The sequence below is a fragment of the Lewinellaceae bacterium genome, assembly GCA_020636135.1.
GTDB lineage: Bacteria > Bacteroidota > Bacteroidia > Chitinophagales > Saprospiraceae > JAGQXC01.
Genome location: JACJYK010000001.1, coordinates 222,559 through 247,263, shown reverse-complemented (window position 1 = coordinate 247,263; position 24,705 = coordinate 222,559). Strand labels below are relative to the sequence as shown.

24 protein-coding genes are annotated in these 24,705 nt (G+C 48.6%); 17 read left to right on the top strand and 7 right to left on the bottom strand.

Annotated features, from left to right (window positions below; genetic code table 11):
• Window positions 1–100: 100 nt before the first annotated feature.
• Window positions 101–589 carry a hypothetical protein gene (locus tag H6570_01030; protein ID MCB9317837.1) on the top strand — a complete coding sequence of 163 codons (489 nt, stop codon included), beginning with the start codon at window positions 101–103 and terminating at the stop codon, window positions 587–589.
• Window positions 590–592: 3 nt separating this feature from the next.
• Window positions 593–1,537, top strand: a complete 945-nt coding sequence (locus H6570_01025) for a PD40 domain-containing protein (GenBank protein ID MCB9317836.1) — start codon at window positions 593–595, stop codon at window positions 1,535–1,537.
• A 104-nt stretch (window positions 1,538–1,641) separates the two neighbouring features.
• Here H6570_01025 and H6570_01020 read toward each other — a convergent pair whose 3' ends face one another.
• Window positions 1,642–2,310, bottom strand: coding sequence for a DUF4386 domain-containing protein (locus H6570_01020; GenBank protein ID MCB9317835.1), 669 nt, complete (start codon window positions 2,308–2,310; stop codon window positions 1,642–1,644).
• 250 nt (window positions 2,311–2,560) lie between these two features.
• On the opposite strand from H6570_01020, the gene H6570_01015 reads away from it, so the two are divergent.
• From H6570_01015 to H6570_00985, 7 genes are all read left to right on the top strand, one after another.
• Window positions 2,561–3,478: a hypothetical protein gene (locus H6570_01015; protein MCB9317834.1), complete on the top strand. Its 918-nt coding sequence runs from the start codon at window positions 2,561–2,563 to the stop codon at window positions 3,476–3,478.
• Window positions 3,475–4,155 carry an ABC transporter ATP-binding protein gene (locus tag H6570_01010; GenBank protein ID MCB9317833.1) on the top strand — a complete coding sequence of 227 codons (681 nt, stop codon included), beginning with the start codon at window positions 3,475–3,477 and terminating at the stop codon, window positions 4,153–4,155. Before H6570_01015 ends, H6570_01010 begins: the two co-directional genes overlap by 4 nt.
• Window positions 4,155–4,604, top strand: coding sequence for a GNAT family N-acetyltransferase (locus H6570_01005; GenBank protein MCB9317832.1), 450 nt, complete (start codon window positions 4,155–4,157; stop codon window positions 4,602–4,604). Before H6570_01010 ends, H6570_01005 begins: the two co-directional genes overlap by 1 nt.
• Before the next feature lie 13 nt (window positions 4,605–4,617).
• Entirely contained in the window at window positions 4,618–4,980 is a 363-nt protein-coding gene (locus H6570_01000) for a cupin domain-containing protein (protein ID MCB9317831.1), read from the top strand.
• 212 nt (window positions 4,981–5,192) lie between these two features.
• Window positions 5,193–7,445 (top strand): UvrD-helicase domain-containing protein, encoded by a 2,253-nt coding sequence (locus H6570_00995; GenBank protein MCB9317830.1) that lies wholly within the window; start codon window positions 5,193–5,195, stop codon window positions 7,443–7,445.
• A gap of 174 nt (window positions 7,446–7,619) precedes the next feature.
• Window positions 7,620–8,543, top strand: coding sequence for a tRNA epoxyqueuosine(34) reductase QueG (queG, locus tag H6570_00990; protein ID MCB9317829.1), 924 nt, complete (start codon window positions 7,620–7,622; stop codon window positions 8,541–8,543).
• A gap of 144 nt (window positions 8,544–8,687) precedes the next feature.
• The gene (locus tag H6570_00985) at window positions 8,688–9,068 is read left to right on the top strand and encodes a DUF4870 domain-containing protein (GenBank protein MCB9317828.1); all 381 of its coding nucleotides are present in this window, start codon (window positions 8,688–8,690) and stop codon (window positions 9,066–9,068) included.
• Between the two features lie 116 nt (window positions 9,069–9,184).
• Here the strand turns inward: H6570_00985 and H6570_00980 are convergent, their stop codons facing one another.
• The 5 genes from H6570_00980 to H6570_00960 form a co-directional block, all read right to left on the bottom strand.
• Window positions 9,185–9,679 carry an SRPBCC domain-containing protein gene (locus H6570_00980; protein MCB9317827.1) on the bottom strand — a complete coding sequence of 165 codons (495 nt, stop codon included), beginning with the start codon at window positions 9,677–9,679 and terminating at the stop codon, window positions 9,185–9,187.
• Window positions 9,676–9,996 carry a winged helix-turn-helix transcriptional regulator gene (locus H6570_00975; GenBank protein ID MCB9317826.1) on the bottom strand — a complete coding sequence of 107 codons (321 nt, stop codon included), beginning with the start codon at window positions 9,994–9,996 and terminating at the stop codon, window positions 9,676–9,678. The genes H6570_00980 and H6570_00975 overlap by 4 nt, the downstream gene beginning before the upstream one ends.
• A gap of 184 nt (window positions 9,997–10,180) precedes the next feature.
• Window positions 10,181–11,371, bottom strand: a complete 1,191-nt coding sequence (locus H6570_00970) for a hypothetical protein (GenBank protein ID MCB9317825.1) — start codon at window positions 11,369–11,371, stop codon at window positions 10,181–10,183.
• Window positions 11,368–12,171 carry a hypothetical protein gene (locus tag H6570_00965; GenBank protein ID MCB9317824.1) on the bottom strand — a complete coding sequence of 268 codons (804 nt, stop codon included), beginning with the start codon at window positions 12,169–12,171 and terminating at the stop codon, window positions 11,368–11,370. The genes H6570_00970 and H6570_00965 overlap by 4 nt, the downstream gene beginning before the upstream one ends.
• Complete coding sequence (locus H6570_00960; protein MCB9317823.1) at window positions 12,158–12,739, bottom strand: sigma-70 family RNA polymerase sigma factor; 582 nt, start codon at window positions 12,737–12,739, stop codon at window positions 12,158–12,160. The genes H6570_00965 and H6570_00960 overlap by 14 nt, the downstream gene beginning before the upstream one ends.
• A gap of 209 nt (window positions 12,740–12,948) precedes the next feature.
• On the opposite strand from H6570_00960, the gene H6570_00955 reads away from it, so the two are divergent.
• The 7 genes from H6570_00955 (at window position 12,949) to H6570_00925 (ending at window position 21,046) form a co-directional block, all read left to right on the top strand.
• The gene (locus H6570_00955; GenBank protein ID MCB9317822.1) at window positions 12,949–14,166 is read left to right on the top strand and encodes a T9SS type A sorting domain-containing protein; all 1,218 of its coding nucleotides are present in this window, start codon (window positions 12,949–12,951) and stop codon (window positions 14,164–14,166) included.
• Window positions 14,167–14,761: 595 nt separating this feature from the next.
• Window positions 14,762–15,244 carry a hypothetical protein gene (locus tag H6570_00950; GenBank protein ID MCB9317821.1) on the top strand — a complete coding sequence of 161 codons (483 nt, stop codon included), beginning with the start codon at window positions 14,762–14,764 and terminating at the stop codon, window positions 15,242–15,244.
• Window positions 15,245–15,446: 202 nt separating this feature from the next.
• Window positions 15,447–16,265 (top strand): DUF1684 domain-containing protein, encoded by an 819-nt coding sequence (locus tag H6570_00945; protein MCB9317820.1) that lies wholly within the window; start codon window positions 15,447–15,449, stop codon window positions 16,263–16,265.
• Between the two features lie 150 nt (window positions 16,266–16,415).
• Window positions 16,416–16,868, top strand: a complete 453-nt coding sequence (locus H6570_00940; GenBank protein ID MCB9317819.1) for a DinB family protein — start codon at window positions 16,416–16,418, stop codon at window positions 16,866–16,868.
• A 181-nt stretch (window positions 16,869–17,049) separates the two neighbouring features.
• Window positions 17,050–18,840: a DUF1800 domain-containing protein gene (locus tag H6570_00935; protein MCB9317818.1), complete on the top strand. Its 1,791-nt coding sequence runs from the start codon at window positions 17,050–17,052 to the stop codon at window positions 18,838–18,840.
• A 19-nt stretch (window positions 18,841–18,859) separates the two neighbouring features.
• The gene (locus H6570_00930) at window positions 18,860–20,260 is read left to right on the top strand and encodes a DUF1501 domain-containing protein (GenBank protein ID MCB9317817.1); all 1,401 of its coding nucleotides are present in this window, start codon (window positions 18,860–18,862) and stop codon (window positions 20,258–20,260) included.
• A 12-nt stretch (window positions 20,261–20,272) separates the two neighbouring features.
• Window positions 20,273–21,046, top strand: coding sequence for a T9SS type A sorting domain-containing protein (locus tag H6570_00925; protein MCB9317816.1), 774 nt, complete (start codon window positions 20,273–20,275; stop codon window positions 21,044–21,046).
• Window positions 21,047–21,159: 113 nt separating this feature from the next.
• Here H6570_00925 and H6570_00920 read toward each other — a convergent pair whose 3' ends face one another.
• Window positions 21,160–24,003, bottom strand: coding sequence for a M36 family metallopeptidase (locus tag H6570_00920; protein MCB9317815.1), 2,844 nt, complete (start codon window positions 24,001–24,003; stop codon window positions 21,160–21,162).
• Window positions 24,004–24,313: 310 nt separating this feature from the next.
• Here H6570_00920 and H6570_00915 point away from each other — a divergent pair, with 310 nt between their 5' ends.
• On the top strand, window positions 24,314–24,673 hold the full coding sequence (locus H6570_00915; GenBank protein MCB9317814.1) for a glutaredoxin: 360 nt from the start codon (window positions 24,314–24,316) through the stop codon (window positions 24,671–24,673).
• Window positions 24,674–24,705 lie beyond the last annotated feature (32 nt).

The window sequence follows — 24,705 nt, the reverse complement described above, 5'->3', positions numbered from 1 at the left end:
AGGCAGTAATTGATGTATTGGTACCCTTTTCTTTCAATTTGGTACACTTTTAATCTGCCTGTCAAAAGGAATCCCTAGCTATACACCACAATTTACCAGAATGAAAATACCGGTTTTGTGGTTTGTACTTTCTGTCCAGCTTTCCGTTCAATGCAAAAAGGATAGCCAATCACCTGCCAGCCTCGTCCAGGGCATCTGGCAGCTGTCGACGATGACCATTATTGCCGGGCAAGATATGGCTGAACTGCCCGTCAGGAACCAGACGATGCGACTGGAAGATGGCTATTACGAATATGGTGCATCGAATAGCCGGCAGCAGGGAACCTACCACCTCAGTGAGGATTTCCAACTTTTAACGACCACCGATGCCCAGGGTAATACGTTAAGCTATACAATACTCCAGCTGGATGACCAACAGCTGGTCCTGGAAGCGCTTCGTATCCCGGGTAACCAGGCTATGCTGTCTGAGGCTGGAAAGCTGGCATTGACCGCGCTTAATCTGGAGTTTTTGCGCCAGGGGAAAGAACTGGATGAAGCCAAACTACTGACAACTGAACTGGTCGCTACCCTTTCATTTACCAAATCCTGAACCATGCGATTGAATCTAAAACCATTCTTCCTGTTGCTGCCTACCCTCTGCAGTCTCGAGGTGAACGGGCAATGGGCCTTCTATAATCAGGAAACACCGAACTCACTTGCTCCCCGGTTGTTCGCTCCGTATCTAATCTCGACGCCATACAACGAACGGGATTTTGCCATCTCACCGGACGGCACAGAACTATATTTTACCCTGCAGTATACTGCAACACGGTCCATCATCGTCTACACCCGCTACACAAATGGGTACTGGTCGCTGATCAAACCGGTGCCTTTCTCCAGCGGGCAGGCTGATCTGGAACCGGCTTTATCCGCCGATGGAAACACGCTGTTCTTCGCCTCCAACCGCAGTCTGACCGGGACTGCCAAAGATTTTGACATCTGGTTTGTGGATCGTCCGCAGGGAGGAAGCTGGGGTGAACCAAAACTTGCCGGAGGAGGGATCAATTCGCCCGGAAATGAATTTTACCCATCGATTGCCAAAAATGGTAACCTTTACTTTACGTCGGAGCGTGGCGGAGGCAAGGGTGGTGAGGATATCTGGATGTCTTCTTTCGTAAATGGCCAGTATAATACCCCGGAATCCCTGCCGGTGGCCATCAATTCCATCCGGGGAGAATACAATGCATTCATTGATCCGGATGAGCAATTCATCTACTTTTCCAGCGATGGAAGATCTGATGCCATCGGAGGCGGTGATCTGTACATCAGCCGGAAAGGTGCCAATGGTACGTGGCTACCTGCCGGACGGTTAAACTTTAACTCAGCACAACTGGACTATTGTCCCTATGTAGCGTCAAATGGCAATTATTTGTTTTTTACCAGCACACGGCCGGTAGAGATAGCTTCCAATGGCAATCCGCTTGACCTTGTGGACGTATTGCACCAGGTCCTGTCACCCAATAACAATCAAGGAAATTTATACTGGGCAAAACGATGATGCCAACTGGGGTGAGGGAGCCATCAATCAGACACCTCACCTCAGGTTTTTCCGGATTTGGTAATATGTTGGAATGACTTGCAAATCCAGTTTTACCCATCAAATTATTGTCCGACCAATACCAGTTCAGGAAGCCGGTTTCTGCGTACCAATAACCATATTGCCAATCCTACCTCACCCACGATCATGGGCAACATGAAAATCATTTCCAGGATCTTTCTGATCCCGGAAAAATCAGGCACGAGCGTATTCCCCAGGTGTATGATCACATATCCCACACCGGCAAGTGTTATCAAATAACCGATCCATTTGGGAACATATTCCGATTTAACACACAATGGTCCCAGGATCAGTAAGTGGAAGCCAAAAAGGATCAAACCAAAGGACCAGACATCCCGGAAAGTACCAATATGTGTTAACGCCGTTTCCGTCGATTCGAGGCCGGACTGTTTTGCAAGCAACAAAAAGACAATGGCAATGCCGAGAATGCCGGCATAGAGCATTCGTAGCCACCCCGACAGCAGCGACCAGAAACGATCTACCGGTCGCAGCAGGACATACAGGGCCCAGGCCACCAGCACATCCGTGATCAGTATCAGTAACCAGGCGCCAATGCTTCCACGCAGTGACCAGCTTACCGTATCATTCGGAATTCCGGTCTCTGCTTTTGATAACCATCCCACGGCAAAGATGGCTGCGACAGTCATGATCAGTAATGAAATACCCGTTATGGAAGCATAAGTTTTTAATGTCTTGGCCGGTACGTCCGTCATTTTTAATTGTTTTGGTGAAAATTCCGGGGATGCTTAAAGGTAGGGCATTGACTTTAGTTAACTGGTGGATATGACCACTCATTTTCTTTTTTATGGACTTCAATGGGATTTGATTCCATCCTTTTCTTGATTTCCATCTCCCCGGATACAACTGCAAATCATCAGAAGCACCCGGCAATTCCCACGGTACTGGCCATCAGGATGCCCGGGAAGCAGTTATATTTACCCGTGCGTTCGCTTACTGGCTTTTATGGAATATTACTTTCAATTGCAGTTTGTCCGGTTCAAACGTCTGCTGGTCGCTTCAGGGGTACATCCTGCTATCGGCACATTGTTGATCCTGGCGGGATTTCTTGCCGGTTCTTATTATCTGTTCTACCGGGTCGATTGGGCTGCCTGGATATTCATGGCTATTGGATTGATTGTCATCTCACAGCTTGGCAATAAGCACCGGGTGGAACAATTGAGGTGGATATTTCCAGCGGCTACCTTGCAGAGGATAAGGCTCCTGGAAAATGGACTTGCTGCACTTCCATTCGCATTGTTCCTGCTTGGTGAGCGCCATATCTATTTTGCAGCATTTTTAATCATAAGTGCGCCGGTACTGGTATTTATGCGATCACCTGACCGGATAGGATTTATCATCCCTACCCCATTCAAACGGTTTCCATTTGAGTTACCGGCAGGGATCCGGAAAGCCTGGTGGATGCCTGTTATCATCATTTTTTTATTGGTTAAAGGGATACAAGTCCATAATTACGGATTGTCCCTCTCCGCCATGATCCTGATTGCCCTTACCGTAATGTCTTTTTATGCCTACCCTGAGAAGGTCTATTATGCCTGGATCCATGCCTTGACGCCAAAAGCCTTTTTAAAGCATAAGATCCGTACTGCCTGGATTGGACTGAGCATCCTATGCCTGCCGGTTTGGATGGCGATTTGCATCGCGTTTACGGATTCAATCTGGGTCAGCTCCGGAATACTAGCCCTGGGATTCGTCTTCCTGGCATTCTTGATCCTGGCGAAATATTCTGCATATCCACACGAGATGAGCATACCACAGGGACTATTGGTTGGCCTGAGCTTATGGTTTCCGCCCATGTTGCTGTTTATGGTTCCGGTATTTTATCGTCAGGCAATTCGACAAATAACTCCCTATTTATCATGATCAGCGTTCTGGAACTCAGTAAATCCTTTGGAAATCATCAGGTATTGAAGCGGATCAATCTCACCTTTGAACCAGGCAGAATTTATGGTATCGTAGGCGAAAACGGATCTGGCAAAACTACTTTGTTCCGCTGCATTGCCGGCCTGGAGTCGTATGCCGGAACCATTCAAAGCCCTTATCCGGTGCTAAAAGATCATACCGGATTTTTACCGACCAATCCCGAATACCTTTCCCGGATCACCGGCTGGGAATTTCTGAAATTAGTATGCATCGCCCGTGGCATCCGTGAGGAAGCTTTTGAAGAACAGAATATCTTTGACCTGCCACTTGATCAATACGCAGACACCTATTCCACCGGCATGAAGAAAAAGCTGGCCCTGATGGGGATTCTGTTGCAGAAAAATGATTTGTTTATCCTGGATGAACCTTTCAATGGAGTGGATATCCACAGCAACATGATCATTCTGGATATCATCCGAAAATTGAAATCCATGCAAAAAACAGTCTTGATATCCTCACATATTTTTGCCACTCTTCAACAGACTTGTGATTGCATCCACCTGCTTCAGGATGGAACTATGGCGAGAACAGTAGCTCCGGACGAATATGGTGAGCTGGAAGAACAAATGAAATCCTTTGTGGTGGGAGACCGCATCAATCGGATTCGAATCGGATGATGCAAACGGACGGGCAATACATTATCCCTTATCATGACGGCCTGCACACCCAGCTGTTGGCCGTATGGGAGAAGTCGGTACTGGCCACGCATTTCTTTTTGAAGCCCGGAGACTTAGCCGCCATCCGGGAGCTGGTACAGGAGATCGATTTCAATCATTTTCAAGTCTACTGCCTGCTGGAACAAACAACACTTGCCGGTTTCATCGGAGTTCTGCATCGCAAGGTGGAAATGCTTTTCCTCGCACCGGACTACTTCCGGATGGGTTTAGGGAGGAAACTGATGGATTTTGCCATAAATGTACTGGACGCAAATAAGGTGGATGTCAATGAGCAGAATGCAGCAGCCGTCCAATTTTATCAATCCCTGGGATTCACCGTTTATGAACGGACCGACCGGGATGACCAGGGGTATGAATACCCCTTGCTGAGAATGCGCTTAACGGATTGAAAAATGAAGCTTTATGCCAAGTATTTTTACGACCGATATCACCCAGGAATTCTATACCCGTGAACGCTGTCATATCGTGGAAATCCTGAACTTGCAGGCATGCAATAACCTATCCATTGCACAGGCCCGGGTGGAACCAGGTGTGACCACCGAATTGCACCGGCTGGACGTCGGCGAAGCCTATTATATCCTGGAAGGTCAGGGCAGGGTCTCCTTCAATGAAATGGACCAAATCGTGAAAACAGGCGATGTCGTGTTCTTCCCTGCCGGCACACCCCAACAAATTACTAATACCGGAGCCTCCGATCTTCGCTTTCTTTGCATTTGTACGCCACGGTTTACACCGGAGTCGTATAAAGCAATTACACCGGAATGACCACCTGATTTTCCCCCCTCAACTCCGCTCGGGGTGACCATAGCTTTTTTGACAGGCTGAACGTGGTCGATGCCTCTCCGCGCTCGTGCTGACCGTCGCCCTTGAATTCCCCGACCCATTCAACATTCAACCCTCAACCTTCAACATTTCTCTACCCTTCCCAAACATATATGCATCTTCTTTATCTTTGCCCCATGACCGAAAGCAGAAGATTGGACTACCTGAATGAATTGAATGAGGTGCAGCGACAAGCCGTCACGCATATCGATGGCCCGGTCATGGTAATCGCCGGACCTGGTAGCGGCAAAACCCGCGTACTCACCTACCGCATCGCCTACCTCATCGACAGCGGCATTCCACCCTGGCAGATACTCTCCCTAACCTTTACCAATAAGGCGGCCAGGGAGATGAAAGAACGTATCGAGCGGGTAGTCGGCCGCAAAGCCCAATACATCTGGGCCGGTACCTTCCACTCTATTTTCGCCCGCATCCTGCGTGTGGAAGCGGAGAAAATCGGTTATTCCTCCAACTTTACCATCTACGACACCGACGATACCAAAAGTCTGATCGCATCGATCATCAAGGAGATGGAGCTGGATCGCAATGCCTATAATGTCGGCGCCGTCCGCACCCGCATCTCAAGCGCCAAATCCAACGTCATATCCCCCATCGTATATGCCAAATCTCCGGAACTGATGGAGCAGGACCGGCAGAACCGCATGCCCATGCTGTACAAGATCTATGAGAAATATGCAGCTCGTTGTCATCGCGCCGGCGCCATGGATTTTGACGACCTGCTGTATCAATTGTTCAAATTGCTCTACCTGAACAAAGACGGCGTCCGCCAGAAATACCAGCAGCAATTCCAGTACATCCTGGTGGACGAGTTCCAGGATACCAACTATCTGCAATACTCCATCCTGAAATTATTGACCGATTATGAAGGGAGTGCCCGCAACATTTGCGTCGTGGGTGACGATGCACAAAGCATCTATGCTTTCCGTGGCGCTACCCTTCAGAACATCTTTGACTACCAGGAAGACTACCCGGAACTTTCGGTTTACAAACTGGAGCAGAATTACCGCTCCACCCAGTTTATCGTCAAAGCTGCGAATAAGATCATCACCCATAACAAAAAACAGATCACCAAAGATTTATGGACTGAACACGATGGTGGTCAAAAGATCCAGTTGATCAAGGCCATGTCCGATACGGAAGAAGGACGGCGGATCGCCGACACCATCGTCGAATACAAAAACCGTCACAACCTGCCCAGCCACGAGATTGCGATCCTCTACCGCACCAATGCTCAGAGCCGTGTTTTTGAAGAATACCTGCGACGCTACAACATTCCTTACCGGATCTTTGGTGGTCTGAGTTTTTATCAACGCAAAGAGGTCAAGGATATGATCGCCTACCTGCGTTTAGCCATCAATCCCAATGATGACGAAGCCTTCCGCCGGGTTATCAATTATCCCAAACGCGGTATCGGGCAGTCTTCATTCGACGCAATCGCTAACCTGGCCAACGCACAGGAGATATCGTATTGGCAGGCGATGCAGCAGGTAGAGCTGGGCGCCCGGACGGCCACTGCACTAAAAGATTTTGCCCGCATTGTGCTGGAGTCAAACCGGATGGCATCCACCCAAAATGCTTATGAGGTCACCGCGCATCTGTCCAAGACATCAGGAATCATGGGTCACCTCAAAGCAGAGAATTCCATCGAAGGACTGGCAAGACTGGAAAACGTCAATGCCCTGCTGGACGGCGTTCAGGAATTTGTTGAGAACGACGAAGTCATCGAGGGTCAGGATGTTCAGGACAAGTCCCTCGCAGCTTATCTGCAGCAGATATCCCTCCTCACCGATATGGATGAAGACACCAAACAGACCGAATACGTGTCGCTGATGTCGGTGCATGCGGCCAAGGGATTGGAATTTCGTGCCGTTTTTGTGGTGGGCCTGGAAGAGAATTTATTCCCGTCTTTTATGTCTCTTTCCTCACCCGAACAAATCGAAGAAGAACGACGCTTATTTTATGTAGCGATCACCCGTGCCAAAGAAATGCTTACCCTTTCTTTTGCCAATAGCCGCTACCAGTTTGGGCAGATGCGCTTCAACGACCCCAGCCGTTTTCTGGATGAGCTGGACGATGAAGTGCTGGATCCGGGAGCCACCAGCCGTGGGCAGCAGCAGGGATTTCCGGAACCGAAAGTGCTTGGAGGTATATTCCCGAAACCTCCCAAGCCTGCTTTTACCCCTAAAATAGATCCTGCCAACTTCCATGCAGCTGATCCAAACCAGATCCAGGCCGGCATGAAAGTGCTTCATCTGAAGTTTGGCGAAGGAGAGGTCAAGCGGGTAGATGGCGAGCGGGATAAACGCGTAGCAACCATCGTTTTCCCTCAGGTCGATAACCCGGAGCGCAGGATCATGCTCAAGTTTGCGAAACTGCAGATTTTGTGAGTTATGGATTATAATTTATGAGTTATAAGTGAGAGAAAGGGTGCAATAATTAGTCAAAGTTTTGAATTTGCAGTTAACATTATTAACCTGTGGAATCAAAGGCAAAAGGAATACTGAAAATGATACGTTCTGCAATCATTACCACGAAAAAGCATAACTCATAACTCAAAATTTATAACTAATAATTCCAACATAGTCAAATCACTTGCCCAGGAAGCCGGCTTTCTGCTGGTAGGTATTGCCCGGGCTGAACGGCTGGATCAGGAAGCGGAGCACTTGCAGCAATGGCTGAACCAGGGTTATCAGGGCACCATGGAGTGGATGTCCAATCACTTCGAAAAACGTGTTGATCCCACCAAATTGGTCCCCGGTGCCAAATCGGTCGTTTGCCTGGCCTACAATTATTTTCCGGGAGAGGTACACCAGAACCCCGAAGCACCTCAGGTGGCTAAATATGCCTATGGAGAAGATTATCATGGGGTGCTGAAAAAGAAACTGAAAGATCTGCTCGATTCCATCCGCCATCAATGTGGTCCTGTCTCAGGACGTTGTTTTGTGGATTCAGCACCGGTATTGGAGCGGGACTGGGCTCAACGCGCCGGGTTAGGTTGGATCGGAAAAAACACCCTGCTCATCCATCCACGCATCGGATCCTATTTTTTCCTGGCCGAATTGATCATTGATCTGGAACTGGAACCCGATGAGCCGGTCCGCGATCATTGCGGCACCTGCCGGAAATGCATCGAGGCCTGCCCCACCGGGGCCATCGCCGAGGAAGGCTACCTCATGGATGGCAGTAAATGCATCTCCTACCTCACCATTGAACTGAAAGGCGAACGCATCCCGGAAGCATTTCACGCCAAAATGGAAAACTGGGTTTTTGGCTGCGACATCTGCCAGCAGGTGTGTCCCTGGAACAGGTTTGCCACGCCCCATCATGAACCGGCATTCCAGCCTCAGGGACATTGGATGGAGTGGGACAAACACGAATGGCTGGAAATGAGTGAGGATGTTTTTGCTGAAGAATTCCGGAATTCACCACTGAAGCGACCTGGGTATACCGGTATACGGAGAAATCTGTCCGCACTGGAAAAATAACTTGCACCTGAATCGGCTCCGTTTGTCGGTGCAAAACAGGTATCATCAGGAGTATTTTAACCGTTTCCCGTCGATAACCTGCCTGGATCCATCGAATGGAGTTGGCACCACATGCTGCTTCCTGATAATTTTCAATAAAAAAAGATGATCACCGAATTGACAAGAGAGGAGCGCGACTGGGGAATAGCCTTACATCTATCGGCACTGGCCATGCACATCATACCTTTCGGTAATATCCTGGGGCCACTGATCATCTGGAGTAGTAAACGTGACCGGTCAGCCTACCTGGACCAGCAGGGCCGGGAGGTATTGAACTTCCACATCAGTTGGACCGTTGGATTGATCCTTGCCGTGATCATGCAGGTAATTGCCATCGCTTCCGGTATCAAGATCGTCATCCCCCTGTTGATACTCACTGGGATCGGATATTATTTCGGGATGCTGTATTTCATTATTGTAGCTGCATTAAGGGCTTCAGATGGACTGTATTTTGATTATCCGGTGCTTTGGGAAACCTTTAAATGAAGTTAGAATGATGGCTACTGCCCATGGTGTTTAACAAATTAATTTTTCGCATAATCCAGTAAAGCGGCCGCCTAGAACCCGGCCGCTTTTGTTTTTCCATGGTTTGTTGCCGGTAATTATTGCCCGAGGAGTTCATCCAAATGCCCCAGAGCCAGCGTAAATCCTTCTTTGAATCCCAGCTTAATGATCATCTCCAGATCTTCCAGCCGGGTGTGTTTGATCACCACATGGACCTCCGTCGTATCTCCCGATCCGTCAAAATGCACGTCCCAGTCCGAACGGGGAAAATCCGGGTTCAAATTGCCATCCGCATCACAGAAGGCATCCAGATACGTAAAATTCGTGATCGGCGTGATCGAAGTGTAGTCGGCCAAAGCCCAGTGTTCTTCCCCATTGGGCCCCATCATTGCATACAGTCGGCGTCCACCGACTTTGAAGTCCATTGATTTGGTTTTTGCCACGAAAGGGCGTGGTGCCCACCATTTATCCAGGAGGTCGGGTTGTGTCCAGGCAGCCCAGACCGTTTTCTGATCTGCTGCAAAGGATCGCCTGACATGTACGGATTTGTTCTCCCGGTCGATGGAAAAATCCATCATCATACTTGTTTTCATTTCTGTTGCGATTTTAAATTGATCAATACCTGGTCCAGTTGCTCAAAACGATCTTCCCACTGACGGCGTAGTTGATCAAACCAGGTCCTCAGGTTATCCATCTTATCCATTTTTAATCCATAGTAGATTTCCCGGCCTACTTTATCCGATCGGATCACATCACATTCCATTAAGAACTGGATGTGCTTCGAAACGGCCTGACGGGAAGTCTCAAAATGGTCTGCCAATGCATTGGGAGTCATAGCCTGACTGGCGATAAGAATCAAAATGGCGCGGCGGGTTGGATCGGCCACCGCTTGAAATACGTCTCGTTTCATAGGATTCATTTCTTGCAACCATGCAGTTGCAAATATAACTGCAACAAACTGGTTGCGCAATACCTTTATCAAAAAAATACCCCGGAATAATATTCCGGGGCTTCCTGTAAACAGGCCGTAACTCTTACGTATAAGTAACACCGGCTGGCAAATCAACCTTTCGACTGATCCGGCCGGTTAATCCTTATTCTGTTTCTTTGACCCTGATCTTATCTTTTACTGCATCCCGCGAAAGCTTTTGCATGTCGTACCCTTTAAGGTCACTCATCTTCACCGATAACTCTACTTTCTCTGGTAATCCGCAGTCCTCACATTCGGTCATGCGGATCCGGATGACCACGCTATCATCTTCATCCAGTGAATTGATGATCCTCCCGTAGTCAACCAGAGCGTCTTTCATCGCATCGATAAACTCGGGATACAACTTCTTGACCCGCGTGTTGCGTTCTTCCTTGGACATGTCATCGGTGCCCTGGGTGGGCATCGAGTAAGAGTCCTTCCCATTGATGTTGGAGGAATACACTTTCACGTTGAAGATAGCTCCCAGATTACTCAGTCGTTCATAGCTCACGGAAGGACTGGAGATAAAATATGTTTTGGATATCTGCTGATCAAATAATTTATCCAGTGCGGAGGCAAAGATCTCCATATTGGCATCCCGGGCCGTGTTCCGGGTAACTCTTTCCACATCGATCTCACTTTCGAAGGCTTCACGAGAAATTTTCTCCTGGTGATATTTACTGATCACCGCCATAGGCACCGAAAGATTGATCTGATCCATACTCTCATCCGAATCTGCCTGAGGTGCATAAGCAATTGTTGCAGGACAATCCTCACAGCCGCTTGACACAAAAAATCCCTGCATCCGGTTCAATTTGATCTGGACGATCACCTGTTCATTGTCCTTCAGCTGAGAGAGCAGGTGAGCATAATCGGCCAGAAAATTGGTTGCCACCTGCTGGTACCGATCGAGGATGCCCTCCATTTTTTCCTGTTGTTCTTCGTACATTTTATCCCGCCGGGCTTCCGCTTTTTCCCGGATCTGTTCGTCATCCACGGCATCGCCAATAGCCCGCTGAAGTGTGATGGTAGCGTCTTTTATATTGCCGCTGACACCATAGATCCCCCGGCCATCCCACAACATGTTATCTGGCCGTACACGGAATATAACCCCTTCATTTTCCAGATACTCGGCTTCCGTTCCGGTAAACCCACCGAACCGGTAGCCTTGTTGAAACTCCTGGCGCATGAGGCTCTGCAGGACATCCTGACAGACATTTATGTCCCGGTCCATGCGGCTTTCGTCAGCCTGACCGTAGGACACCAGGAACCCGGCCAGCATTAAGAGCAGCGTTATGCTTACTTTTTTCATCATTCGTAATTTTGATTAACCTGTTGAGTTTGATTAGAATAGCGGGGATCCAGCAGGTTTTGCTCCTGCATGGTTTTAGCCAGTTCCCGCAATCCGGCTTGTAACAGCTGTTGATTTTGTTGTTGGGTAGCCTGCAGATATTGAAAGAAATTCTCGGCAAAAAAATCAAGTTTGGCTTCAATTTCTTTATTCTGTTTTTGCATCAGTGAATGCAACCCTTCCAGCGTCACATAAGTACCGGAAGACATGGGCTTCGATTGAACCAAATATTTATCCGAGACCACTTGTTCAAAAGAATTCTGTTGCTGACTCAGCCAATCCTGCATCTTGGTTTCTGCTGTCGTCACCAGTGAATTGACCTGGACGGTATTGGCCTGTAAATACCGGTCGAGGTATTTTTGTATTTCCGGAGTTATGGATTCCGGATCCTGGATAGCCTGGCTGCGAACTGCATTCTTACCAAAGGCCAGCACCAGTTCTCCTTTGCCGGCTTCCACATGCAATCCTGTCCATGCTCCCAGGAGCAGTAAAGCCGCGATGGATGCAGCCACACCGTAAAAAGGTTTCAGCCACCGCAACCGGTGAGATTCCTGCGGAGGTGTGGCCGTGGGCATAGCCAGAGGTTCACGCAATTCCAGGTTGGGTACTGATTGGAGATGGCTGCGTACCTGCTGCATTTGTTGCAATTCTTTCCGCAGCGTTGGATCAGCCTCCAGTTCTTTTTCAAAGGCAGCCCGCTCTTCCTTGCTCAGTTCATCGTAGAGGTAGTCGATTAATTTCTCCTGGCGGTTAGTGATATTCATAATAATACGCTTTGGTGTGTGGATTCTCACTTAATAATTTTTTCATGGACCGCAAGCCGTAATACAAGCGGGATTTTGCTGTGTTGATTGAGATGTCAAGGATGTCCGCTATCTCCTGGAACTTAAAGCCCTCGTATTCTTTCATGATGATTACTGCTTTCTGTTCCTCTGGAATTTGACCCAGGGTCTGCCAGATCAAATCCTTCAATTCGCTTTGCTCAAGCCGGTGTTCGCTGGTGATGCCGGAGGTTACCATGCCGGCATGTACGTCGGTCAGCGACTCCGTGCGTTTTGTTTTTCGTAATTCGCTGTTACAGAAGTTTACGGCGATCTTATAAACCCAGGGACGAAACTTATCCGCTTCCTCCAGTTTGTGCAGGTGTTGGTATACCTTGATAAAGGTCTTCTGCAGGATGTCTTTGGCGACAGCTTCATCTGCAACCATTTTATACGCCAGGTTGTAGATTCGCTTTTGCCAATGATCCATCAGCAACCCCAGAGCCTTTTCATCTCCTGCTTGATACCGTAAAACCCAATTTTCAGTTTGTAAATCTTGTCTGATTCTCACCTCGTGGTTTTCAATTCATCAGTCAGCAATAAGACGCCTCCGTAATGGTAAAAGTTTTATCCTGTTGAAAAAACATTCTTTCAGGTTTCTTCCAGCAGGCGGAAGTACGAACTGAATCCATCCGGTAAAATTACCACAATGCCCGGACGACTGACCAGCCATGGCATAATCCTTGTTGCTACCTCTTCAGACGAATATTACCAAAGATCATGATAACACGATACCTGCTCTTTCTATTCCTTCTGGTCACTTGGGAAACCACATTTGCGCAATGCATTCGTGATGCGACCATCAACGATTATCAGGATAACTTCATCGGATCACAGGTAAATCTGACCGAACTAAACTGGTCAGGGTCGGTGACGGACACCCTTTGCAATGCAGGTACCATTTCTGCCATGGCTTATGCAAGAACCCTGCAGCGTATCAACTATTACCGCAGACTGGCAGGGTTACCGGACGACATCAGCTGGGATCTTGCGATGAATGCCAAAGCCCAACAGGCAGCTGTCATGATGCTGGCTAACCACGACCTGAGTCATGACCCACCGGAAAGCTGGAAATGCTGGACCCAGGATGGTTACGATGCAGCCCGAAAATCCAATCTGGCGTTTGGTACACAGAGTTCCGAGTCGATCCGGGCCTACATCCAGGACAATGGCACCAATAATGAAGCGGTCGGGCATCGCCGCTGGATCCTCTACAGCCGGGCAAAATCCTTTGGCATGGGCTCCACCAGCAGTACCCAGGCATTGTGGGTGATCGGGCCGAAAAACCCGGAGCCTGAACTCGAATACATCGCGTACCCTGCTCCCGGATTTTTCCCTAAACCGTTGGTCTATGGGCGGTGGAGCTTTAGCAAACCCAATGCAAATTTTGTCAACACGAACATCCGGATGACCGATGGATTTGGCGTTGAGGTGCCACTAAAAATTTTACCCGTGACGAATGGCTATGGCGATAATACGATCGTCTGGGAACCTGAAATTCCTTTTGATTGGCTCTCCGGACCTTATGATGAACCCATTATCGTTACCATCTCTGACGTCATGGTCAGCGGGGATATGACCGACTTTACTTATACGGTACAACTGGTTACGGTCCAGGGGCCCCAGATTTGCAGACCCGGCCTAAGCCCGGATCCGGATAATTGTCAGTGCATTTCTGACCAGGTATCTGCAAGCCGTCAGTGGGGGAAACCCATCCGCGTTTACCCCAATCCATTTACCGAATCCATCACGGTATCCGGCATCCCGGAAGAAACCTTTGTAGATGTGTTATCACAGCAAGGCCGGGTATTGCTTCGCAGGCACCTGATCGGTAATCAATTGGATTTGCGCCTATTACCCGTCGGTATCTATTTCCTGCGGGTTTACGGCGAGCACGCAACCCAGGTGGTCAAATTGTTGAAGACCTCAGATTATTAATACCTCAGGTCTCGTCAAGACCTGATAAACGTATTAATAAATTTTCTTATTTGTTTAACGCGTTATTACGGGGTGCTGTACCTACGGCACAGATCCATTTTTCCATTCTATTGGCTACCAGGGTGGTGTCCCTAAAGGGACTGGAACATATTTTCATCTAAACCCGATCTCATGCAAACCAATATGTTCACATTATTAATTTATTTCATGCGTCTTCAGGGTAACCTCTCATGTAATATCTCCTGGTTCCAGCGGGACCCTATCACGGTAGCAATTCCACCGTGCCGCAGGTACGGCATCTAAACCCATCTCATGCAAACCAATATGTTCACATTAAAAATTTATTTCATGTGTCTTAAGGGTAACCCTTCCTGAAAATACCTCCTGGTCCCAGCGGGACCCTATCACGGTAACCAAATACACATTAAACATTTTCATAATTTAAACAACAGAATGCTCGATCATTCACCCTGCCTACACCTGTCTTTAAGCAGTTAATTGGGTATTCCCTGGTATTTGCTTACCTCTGATTATCATTCCCATCAGGGCCTGAGGATATTTTTCCAATGAAATCCGATAACTTGCAACAAAAAAAATGCACCGGATCATCATCGCAACCGGACTTGTCCTACTAATAGCCTGTAAGCAGGAAAATACTTCCCAGGACCCGGCTACGCCCCAGGTTCTCACCCACTGGTTAACGGGCGACTGGAACACAGAAAGTGGCGAAGCCATTATACAGGCTCACTGGGAACATCCCCGCCGTAATTATTGGGAATGCCACGCCAAACGTCAGGACTTCCATGGAAATCCATTACCGGATCAGGACATCTGGATCAAAAAACGCAATGATGACCTTTACTGGATCTCGGTGACACCGGAGGGCGACAGCATATTTCTAAAAGCGAAGACCATCGATCCCCGGCAAATGGTATTTGAAAATAAGGAAAACAAAGACCCTTTCCCGGAACAAATAAAAATGGACCTGGAAGATTCTACCACCTTCCGCCTGGTCGAATACATGCGTGATGCCAAAAATGCTGTCCGTATCAATGCAATGAATTTTCAATTGCAATAACTTTTTCCCGGATTATCCGATTTTTGAATCCTGAATCAGGCTCCAAATCAAAATTTATCCGGACTGCGGTCTTTACCCGTTTGATGCACTGAGCGAATTTCCTATCTTTTCAGGATAATGACACATCATGCTTCGCGCTGCCATACAGGCTTTAATAATTTTGGGGATTGTGGCTTCCCTCTCCGGTTGCAAAAGCAATTCTATGACCTATGAAGCCTCAATCCGGCAATGGCAACACGAGCGGCTGGTGTCCCTTACCAGGCCCGACGGCTGGGTGACCCTGGTAGGCCTTTATCCACTGGAGGAAGGCACCCAATGTTTTGGCTCCGATTCGCTCTGCCCGGTGCGGTTTCCAGCCGGTACGCCATCCGAAATGGGCACCATGACGGTCCAGCGTGAGACCGTTGATATGCACATCAACTCCGGCATTGACGTTGAGGTGAACGGAACCAGTGTACAGGATATCCGGCTCGAGCCCACGGATACCACCTATGTGTGTTCCTTTGCTTCCTACCAATGGTTTCTTATCAACCGGGGCGGACATTTCCTTGTCCGGATTCGCGATACCGAACACCCGGCGCGTAAAACATTAAAAGATATACCCTATTTCCCCATAGACTCACACTGGCGGTTTCAGGCTACCTTTCACCCTTATGATACTCTTCGGACGGTACCTCTGCCCAATGCATTGGATATGATCGTGGATAATAGCAGCCCGGGCTACCTCAGTTTCACCTACCAGGGCAATACCTATCAGCTGATTGTGTTGGATGGTGGGCCCGATGAATTGTTTTTGCTGTTTTACGATGAGACCAGCGGGATGGATACGTATGGCGGCGGCAGGTATTTGTATACTAAAAAGCCGGTTGATGGGAACACGGTTGTGCTGGATTTTAATCAGGCTTACAATCCACCCTGCGCTTTTACCACTTTTGCAACCTGCCTGTTACCACCTCTGGAAAACCGTCTGCCTTTCCCGGTTACCGCTGGTGAGAAAGATCCTCATTTTCTGACACATTAATGCACTGTTGGCTCCTGCAGCAATTGCTTTTCCGTCCCTATTCTGCTATTTTTGAATCGGCACTCCGTTGTATTGGGTTGGAAAATTAATCCGGCCGGAAAGCAACGCTCTCAAATCATTTTCTTTTGATCAACGTTTAAACACCGCAACATGAAGGAGCTCAGCGCATTGTATCAGCGTGATCTGGACAAATTAGCTCAGGAAATAGAACTTTATCCATCCGATGATCTGCTTTGGCAGGCCCTTCCCGGGATAATCAACCCCGGAGGTAATCTGGCCATCCATTTGTGCGGGAATTTGCGCGAATTTGTCGGAAGGCAGCTGGGAGGATTCCCATATCAACGCAACCGCCCCTATGAATTCAGCGCAACCGGGCTCTCCAAATTGGAATTGCTGGATGAGATCCGAATCACCAGACAAGTGGTGCAGGATACCCTGACCCAATTTGACCCTGCCCGCTTATCCGATACCTATCCGCAGGAGGTGTTCGGATATCCTATGAGTGTCCATTATTTTCTATTGCACTTACTGGCTCATCTCAGCTATCACCTGGGACAGGTCAATTACCACCGGCGCATACTTTCCGGCCAGGTCACCGGTTGATACCCCCGGACTTGGAGTGTATTTCTTTCGGAGAAATAATTGGAAGCTGTGAAAAAGTTGCCGACTGCTGAACAAATTTCATTTGTTTATATATTAGATACCTGAAGTACGTCGTTGTTCTCATATAACCCCATTTACCTGCTGCTTTCGGCATTCTCTGACAATCCTTAAAATTTAATATATGCGTTGGTTATTACTTTGTAGCCTAAGTCTGCTTATTGCTTCTGTTTCTGGCCAATCGGTCATGTTAGGAGGTGGAAATTGCAATGGGATTACCGTCCTGACCAGTTCCTCCTATGCTCCTCCTAACTGGACCCAGACGGCGGATGGATATAAGACCATATGTGGGGATGGCCTGGATGGACCACGGATGGATGCCTCCCGGTTTCTGGCCCAGGCAACCCTGGGAGCCGACCTGGATCTGATCCAGAAAGTCGCCGATGAAGGTATTGACAAATGGTTGGAGGATGAGCTGAACACCCAGCCTTCCTACATTCTTCCCGTCACGATGTCAATATATCAGGAAATCGTCGATAAATTTCTGGCCAATGGTGGTGACTCAAGTGATGTGGGATACCGTCCCTATTGGTCAGCTTTTCAATATGGCTACTGGCAACACCTGATGACCGGTGGCGAAAGCCAGAAAGTTCGGGAACGTATCGCTCTGGCACTCAGTGAGATCCTGGTGATATCCATCAATTCCGACCTGTCCGGATTTGGTGATGGCCTCGCCAGCTATTACGACATCTTCAATAAAAATGCCTTCGGAAATTATGAGGACATCCTGCTGGATGTAGCGCTCCACCCGTCTATGGGTTTTTACCTCAGCCACCTCAACAATCCGAAGACGATCGAAGAGGAGAACATTCATCCCGATGAAAATTTCGCCCGCGAGATCATGCAGCTTTTCAGCATCGGACTGTACGAACTCAATGAAGACGGCTCCAGAAAGTCCGATGGGTCGGGCAATTGGATGCCGACCTATGGTCAGCAGGATATCAAGAACCTAGCCAAAGTCTTCACCGGGCTAGGACTCTCGGGCGTGGTGCCCAATGAATACGTCGACAGTGCAGAATTCGGACTGGGGATCTGGGTGGGCGATATGACGCATCCCATGCGGATGTACGAAGACTGGCACGAGCCTGGTGAAAAAATCATCGTGGGCAACCACACGATCCTGTCCGGACAGACTGGTATGCAGGATATCAAAGAAGCAATACATACCCTGTTTATGCATCCTAATGTCGGACCGTTCATAGGAAAACAATTAATCCAGCGCTTGGTCACTTCCAATCCTTCACCGGCTTACGTAGCCCGGGTCAGCCAGGCTTTTAACAACAATGGACAGGGTGTACGTGGCGATATGAAGGCCGTGATACGGGCCATTCTCCTGGATCCCGAAGCACGGACCTGTGCCGCTCTAGAAGCTCCGGCACACGGCAAATTGGTTGAACCATTGATACGCTATACCCAGTTTACCCAGGCTCTGCCGATCGAACAATACAACAATAAATTCTGGAATATCGCCTACGACTTCTGGGAAGGCACCGGTCAGGTACCATTGGGATCTCCCAGCGTTTTTAACTTTTTCCTTCCTGATTATCAACCCATTGGACCCATTTCACAGCAAGGCCTGATCGCACCGGAATACCAGATCCACAACACCAAAACCAGTGTAGGATACATCAACCAGGTCAATAACTGGACCGCATACAATTATGTGATGGCAAACTGGGAGGATGAGCCCTGGGTAATCCTGAACACCGACGAATTAACCCCGCTGGCGCGCGATCCGGAGGTGCTCCTGAACCGCCTGGATGTCCTCTTCACCCACGGCCAGTTAACCGACCGGACACGGAGCATCATCAAGTCGGCACTGGAACAACTGCAACGGGGAGATTATCGTGATGACCGGGTACGCCTGGCATTGTACCTGTTGCTGATCTCACCCGACTACGCCATTTTCAAATAATCGAAACACCAACATCACTATGAAAAATATTTCCAGAAGAAAATTCATCGGGCAATTGGGATGTGGCGCTATGGGTTACGCCACCCTCTACAACGCCCTCATCAATATGAAAGCCATCAATGCTGCCGCCATGGCCAATTCGACGGTGGCAGGTGCCGGTGACTACAAAGCCCTGGTCTGCCTGATGCAGTCCGGTGGCAACGACTCCTTTAACATGCTGATACCCCGGGATAATGCTTCTTACCAGGTGTATGCCAGCACCCGCTCAAACCTCGCTTTACCGCAACAGGATTTGCTTGCATTAAAAGGCACCAATAATGGTATGCAGCTGGGTGTACATCCTTCGATGACCGCTGTGCAACAACTATTTGAAAACAATCATCTGGCTTTTGTTTCCAATGTCGGCACCCTGATCCAGCCTACAACCAAGGATGATTTTAACTCATACCAGCAAAAACTGCTCCCTCTGGGACTGTTCAGCCATTCGGACCAGAGCCAGCAATGGCAGACGGGTTTTCCGCATGAACGGTCTTCCGTAGGTTGGGGAGGAAAGATCGCGGACCTGATCCACGACATGAACACCAATCAGCGGATATCCATGAACATCTCGCTTTCCGGTACCAATATCTTTCAGACCGGCCAAAATACCATCGAGTATGCCATCGATCCGTACAACGGCAGTGTGGGCATCAATGGATATGGCTCAACGGACGAGTGGAATGTATTTGACCGGATGCGAACCCAGGCCATCGACAGCCTGCTGGAATACAATTACCAGGATATCTTTAAAAAGACCTATGTCGATGTGATCCGCGATTCACGGGATGCACACATTGAGTTTGAAAGTGCCTTGTCTCAATCCGTGATAGGAACCTCCTTTTCTGACAATTACCTGAGTAAGAGTTTTGAAATGATCGCACGGACCATTGCGGTGCAGCAGACCCTCAATGTCCAGCGACAGATCTTCTTCGTCGATTACGGTGGCTGGGATCACCACGATGAAGTAATCCAAAGCCAGCAGGATATGCTACCGGTGTTAAGCAACGCCCTGGGCGAATTTTATGCCGCACTGCAGGAGCTGAACATGACCGATCTGGTGACCACTTTCACCATTTCAGAATTTGGACGCACCCTGACCTCCAATGGTAATGGTACCGACCATGCCTGGGGAGGCAATGTCATGGTTATGGGTGGTGGTGTCAAGGGTGGCCAGGTATATGGCGCTTACCCTTCACTGGAGCTGGAAAGCGATATCGAAATCGGCGGTGGCGTTCTGATACCATCAACATCGGTCGACCAGTATTTTGCTGAAATGGCCCTGTGGTTTGGGGTATCCCCGGGCGAACTGAACACCCTATTCCCCAACCTCTCCAACTTTTATTCGGGCACCGGCGCTCCGCTGGGATTCTTAAAAATTTAAACCAACGGTACGATGAAAACAATTTTGCACGCTATAATTCTGATTACATCCATTGCAATTACATCCGTTAAGGGGTTTGGACAATGTTACCCGGACCGCCATTCCACTACGTGGTTTGACGGATGGATTTCCTGCGATATGGCTGCCAGTCCAAACAATCTCCGCGGTGAATCACACTGGATCCTGTACGATTTCGGATCACCACACATGTTATACAATACCCATTTCTGGAATCTGAATGACCCCTCCCATCTGGACTGGGGCATTGCAGAGATCGCGATTGATTATTCCGACACTGGCGCTGAGTGGAAAACCTTTGGAAATACAACGATTGCTAAAGGAACCGGGAAATCCATTTATGAAGGGCAGGCTGGTCCTGATCTGCAGGGGATCGTAGCCCGGTATCTGCTCATAACGGTGATTGCCAATCAGGGCGGTAGCTGTGCAGGCTTCTCGGAGATCCGCATCGAAGCGGAGGCATCCGCATCCACCAGCCAACTGACCACTCTGGCTAACTGGAATGATCCTTCATCACCACTGCGCGCCCAGGTATTCCCAAACCCCTTTACAACCGCTTCCACTCTGACCATTCAATCGACGGATGACCGCATGATTCATTATCAGATCGTTGATGTTCTGGGGCGGGAGGTATTTCAGGGCCAGATTCCGGGCGGCGCCGAACAGACTGTCAGTCTCACCGGAGTGAACTGGCAAGCCGGACTTTACCAGATCCTCATCAGCCAGGGAGATTACCGGACAAGATTACCACTGTTAAAGATAGAGTAGGTTCAAGCAGAATAAAGCCTGAATTGTAAAGCTATATTGCCTTGAAACGGTGGAAATTCCAGGCGGGTGCATTAATTCCGGGAATGGCCCTCGGTGCAAGAAAAGTACCAGAATTACTGAATGACTTGTATCTTCTGAGAAACGACCTCATCCGCATAGATCATCTGGATGAAATAGGTTCCGGAACTTATGGCTCCTATTTCCAGCGGATACGCCGTATACAATAGGGAGGGATCTGCAAATTCCTGATGTAAGTAGCGCCTTCCATCGACACCGTACAGATTGATTTCCACGGGGCTCTGTATACTGGTGGAAATCCGGATATTGACCTGACCATTGTTTACCGGATTCGGGTAGGCAACCAGATCCTCTACCGGAATGACATATACGTCGGTATAATCTAGTACGGTGGATAATCCTTTCGAGTCTACACTGCTCAGACGGTAACGGTAGTGCTGCCCCGTTTGGACATCTGTGTCCGGAACCCGCAAGTCCCGCCCTTTGACATCAAACAAAAATCCGGTCAACCGGGCTATCTCAACATAGCCTCCCGTACTGGACTTGCGATCCAGTACAAAATGATCATTGTCGTATTCTGCAATGGTCCTCCAGGTTACATTGACCTGATGGATGCTATCCCGGGCCTGTAATAATTCAATTTTTGTCTTGAAATTTTCCGGCATGTCAAAATTCGCTATACCGTCCAGAACGGTAAACGGTGATTTTTCCTGCGCACCAGCACCCAAACCCCGACGGGAGAATGCTTTCCAGATGGCATACAGGTGTTTTCCCCCGTATAATTGTTCATCAGCCTGGATAATGGCGTCACGGCCATCGACAAAGCCGGGCAGACAGGGTTGAAGTTTCAGAGCCTCGACAACCAAACTCAATGCGATATTATTTCCACCCTCACCATGATACCAGTCGTTGCTCGCACCTTCGGTCCGGACGATTTCCCAGGTCATATCCCACAACATAGAACACCAGACCGTTCCCACCCCATGCGGAACTGCCAGATCCTTGATATTGCCATAATTGAGTGGGTCAATGGATAAATCGTAGGAATAAGGATAGGGCCTGATACCTCTGCCATCGATATTTTCCCGTGAAAGCCAGGTTCCCACACCACGCTTATCTTGCGGTTGAGCGACATTCCAGTCTGTCGTAAACAACAATCCAAAATAATCACTCCACCCTTCGCCCATTTGTTCTTCATTTTCAAGACAGGTAGTTGCGGCTGCCCCACCGGTAAGCCGTATCGACACCCCGTGTCCGTATTCATGGGTAATGATCAGATTGTCCAGACTCGAGTCCAGGTATTTATTTTCACTTCCCTTGGAAAGATGAGCCTGGATGGTGTCTCCCCGCAACAGGGCTTCAACCAGGTTAAGGCCATCATACCGGGATATCATGACAGCCGGGATTGTAATTCGGTTTTCAATGCCTCCCATGACGATGGGATCGTTGGAATCATTATTAAAGACAATCACGGCTGTGGCTCCGAGTTCCTGTACCCGCAGTACTTTCTCTACAAAAAAGCAGATACCCCGCTCGATGAGTACAATCTTTCCGGCAAATTCATCTCCGTTCATTAAATCGGTACCGAGGCATCCCAGATAAGATCCTCCCTGAGCATCTCTGAGCAATACCACCTGGCCGTTAACTTCACCGACATTTTCGAGTTTGTTATTGGCACTGAAGTCGGACTCTATACTACCTAACGATCCGTTGAGTGGGTCAGGCCCAGCGATGTCCAGATTGGCGTCATTGGTACCCCACAAAAACATTTCCATCCGCCCGGCAGAACCATCTTCCGGAGAATAGAACCGCGCATTGTTAAGACCAGAACCATCCATAGCATCCGCGAATACCGGATCATTGCCTTTACCAGATCGGCCATAGTTGTTCTGCTGAAAATTGCCGTCCGTTTCTTTAAATCCATACTGGTAAAACAAATCGTGATTTAGGTTAACCCAGAAGAACAGGTTGGTCAGGACGGCATCCAGATTATCAATGGGTGCGCGTTGCTCATTGAGCAGGAAATCAAAAACCAGGTTCTCTCCGCCATCCGCTGTCTTGCCCAATAGATCATCTCCGTCGGTGTCTTCCTGGACCCGCGCATTGTTGCCTTCCGTGTCATCAAATTCCGCTCCTGCTTTACCATCGACATCATGCCATCCATAGGGAGAAGCAATTGGATCGGCCGGGTTGGTGATCACCGCTCGCGATCCGTGAGCGGGACTTTCTACCGGCATTGGATAAACCTTATAAACATTCATCTCATTATTGGGACCAAACCATGCATCGGCCTTATAAGGCAAGGCAGGGGCTTCCATTTGACCCTCCCCTTCAAAACCACAATCAACAAATAAAGACCGTTCCTGAAGGATAGTACCATCCGAAACACGAACGATGTACTGCTTTACATCCTCCGCTGTGGGTACTACGACTTCGAATACCATTTCGAACACTGGTCCCATCTGTGCGGACCACCAGATCCGACGTACACTGACTGAATCCGTAAAACCCTTCCCGAGGAATAGTTTATGCTTCTCAGACCCCAGAAGCTGTATTCGCGGCAGGACAACCGCAGCTCCCAGGATGTTCCCGATAGCCACTTCAGGCAAGGTTTGTTCCAAAGGCCACACCAACCGTTTTTCCACGGAGTCGATCAATCTTCCGGCAGCATGGATGACCTTGTGGTCTGAAGAAAATGCGACGGTTGCTATCGCATTGTAGATATCCAGGTTTTGGTACTGTTGCTGTACGTAAAGGTAAACATTGCCTTTCAGGCCTGTTGCCGAACTGGAAATCCGCAATTCCTGAACATCATTGGGGTTGGAATTAAAAACATCTGCATGTTGCTGAACATACCGGATGGCGGCAGCAGGCACATCGACACTGGCATGAGCTGTCACGGCTAGCAACAAACTGACAATGGTACACCATGGTTTCATACAAGCAGATTAACTCCGAATTGATCCGGCTTCGGTAAATGCCCGGGGATATTCCAGCCACCCGATTCTTTCTAAAATTAAAGCTATTACCAATTAATAAACGAATACGTTCATTTACTGTACTCAATTTAGCCTTATTTTAACAAATAGGGCTGGTCACATCCCTGGTTCACTTGCTTCCTGGCAGCCCTGATGGGTTATGGATAAAGCCCTGAAATATTTTAAAATCCCCTATTGATTTATATTTTATTTTATTGTATATTGCTAATACCAAGAATGCTCGTTTGCATTATTTACAAAATCTTATTCTGTGAAAACCAGCCATCGAGAAATATTGCTTTACTACAACCCGGAATCTTCCGGTGACCGCAAGACGGTAGCTCATGCCCAGTCATTATCGCCGCACATCAAGGCTTTTGCCTTTGGTAGTGCCCCTTCCACCGGTATGAGCTGGCAGTTCATTCTGACATCTTTGGGCATCGATCCCAAAGATTTGCTCAATAAAGCTCATCCTTATTACCGGACGCACATCAAAGGACGGGAATTTGATGACGAAAGCTGGATTAAAGTCATTAAGTACAATCCGGATATTCTGAAAGCCCCGATCGCCGTACGGGGTAGTAAGGCCATCGTATGTCAAAACCCGACAGATATCCTCCGGTTGATCTGAGCATTTCGTCAGAAACAAGAATCTTCATTAAT

Excerpts from the sequence above, each read along its gene's own strand:
- H6570_00980 (MCB9317827.1), bottom strand. The coding sequence starts at position 9,679 with ATGAAAACAAGTATGATGATGGATTTTTCCATCGACCGGGAGAACAAA.
- H6570_01015 (MCB9317834.1), top strand. The coding sequence starts at position 2,561 with ATGGAATATTACTTTCAATTGCAGTTTGTCCGGTTCAAACGTCTGCTG.
- H6570_01025 (MCB9317836.1), top strand. The coding sequence starts at position 593 with ATGCGATTGAATCTAAAACCATTCTTCCTGTTGCTGCCTACCCTCTGC.
- H6570_00985 (MCB9317828.1), top strand. The coding sequence starts at position 8,688 with ATGATCACCGAATTGACAAGAGAGGAGCGCGACTGGGGAATAGCCTTA.
- H6570_00970 (MCB9317825.1), bottom strand. The coding sequence starts at position 11,371 with ATGATGAAAAAAGTAAGCATAACGCTGCTCTTAATGCTGGCCGGGTTC.
- H6570_01005 (MCB9317832.1), top strand. The coding sequence starts at position 4,155 with ATGCAAACGGACGGGCAATACATTATCCCTTATCATGACGGCCTGCAC.
- H6570_00945 (MCB9317820.1), top strand. The coding sequence starts at position 15,447 with ATGACCTATGAAGCCTCAATCCGGCAATGGCAACACGAGCGGCTGGTG.
- H6570_00955 (MCB9317822.1), top strand. The coding sequence starts at position 12,949 with ATGATAACACGATACCTGCTCTTTCTATTCCTTCTGGTCACTTGGGAA.
- H6570_00950 (MCB9317821.1), top strand. The coding sequence starts at position 14,762 with ATGCACCGGATCATCATCGCAACCGGACTTGTCCTACTAATAGCCTGT.
- H6570_01030 (MCB9317837.1), top strand. The coding sequence starts at position 101 with ATGAAAATACCGGTTTTGTGGTTTGTACTTTCTGTCCAGCTTTCCGTT.
- H6570_01000 (MCB9317831.1), top strand. The coding sequence starts at position 4,618 with ATGCCAAGTATTTTTACGACCGATATCACCCAGGAATTCTATACCCGT.
- H6570_00975 (MCB9317826.1), bottom strand. The coding sequence starts at position 9,996 with ATGAAACGAGACGTATTTCAAGCGGTGGCCGATCCAACCCGCCGCGCC.
- H6570_00920 (MCB9317815.1), bottom strand. The coding sequence starts at position 24,003 with ATGAAACCATGGTGTACCATTGTCAGTTTGTTGCTAGCCGTGACAGCT.
- H6570_00930 (MCB9317817.1), top strand. The coding sequence starts at position 18,860 with ATGAAAAATATTTCCAGAAGAAAATTCATCGGGCAATTGGGATGTGGC.
- H6570_00965 (MCB9317824.1), bottom strand. The coding sequence starts at position 12,171 with ATGAATATCACTAACCGCCAGGAGAAATTAATCGACTACCTCTACGAT.
- H6570_00940 (MCB9317819.1), top strand. The coding sequence starts at position 16,416 with ATGAAGGAGCTCAGCGCATTGTATCAGCGTGATCTGGACAAATTAGCT.
- H6570_01020 (MCB9317835.1), bottom strand. The coding sequence starts at position 2,310 with ATGACGGACGTACCGGCCAAGACATTAAAAACTTATGCTTCCATAACG.
- H6570_01010 (MCB9317833.1), top strand. The coding sequence starts at position 3,475 with ATGATCAGCGTTCTGGAACTCAGTAAATCCTTTGGAAATCATCAGGTA.
- H6570_00935 (MCB9317818.1), top strand. The coding sequence starts at position 17,050 with ATGCGTTGGTTATTACTTTGTAGCCTAAGTCTGCTTATTGCTTCTGTT.
- H6570_00925 (MCB9317816.1), top strand. The coding sequence starts at position 20,273 with ATGAAAACAATTTTGCACGCTATAATTCTGATTACATCCATTGCAATT.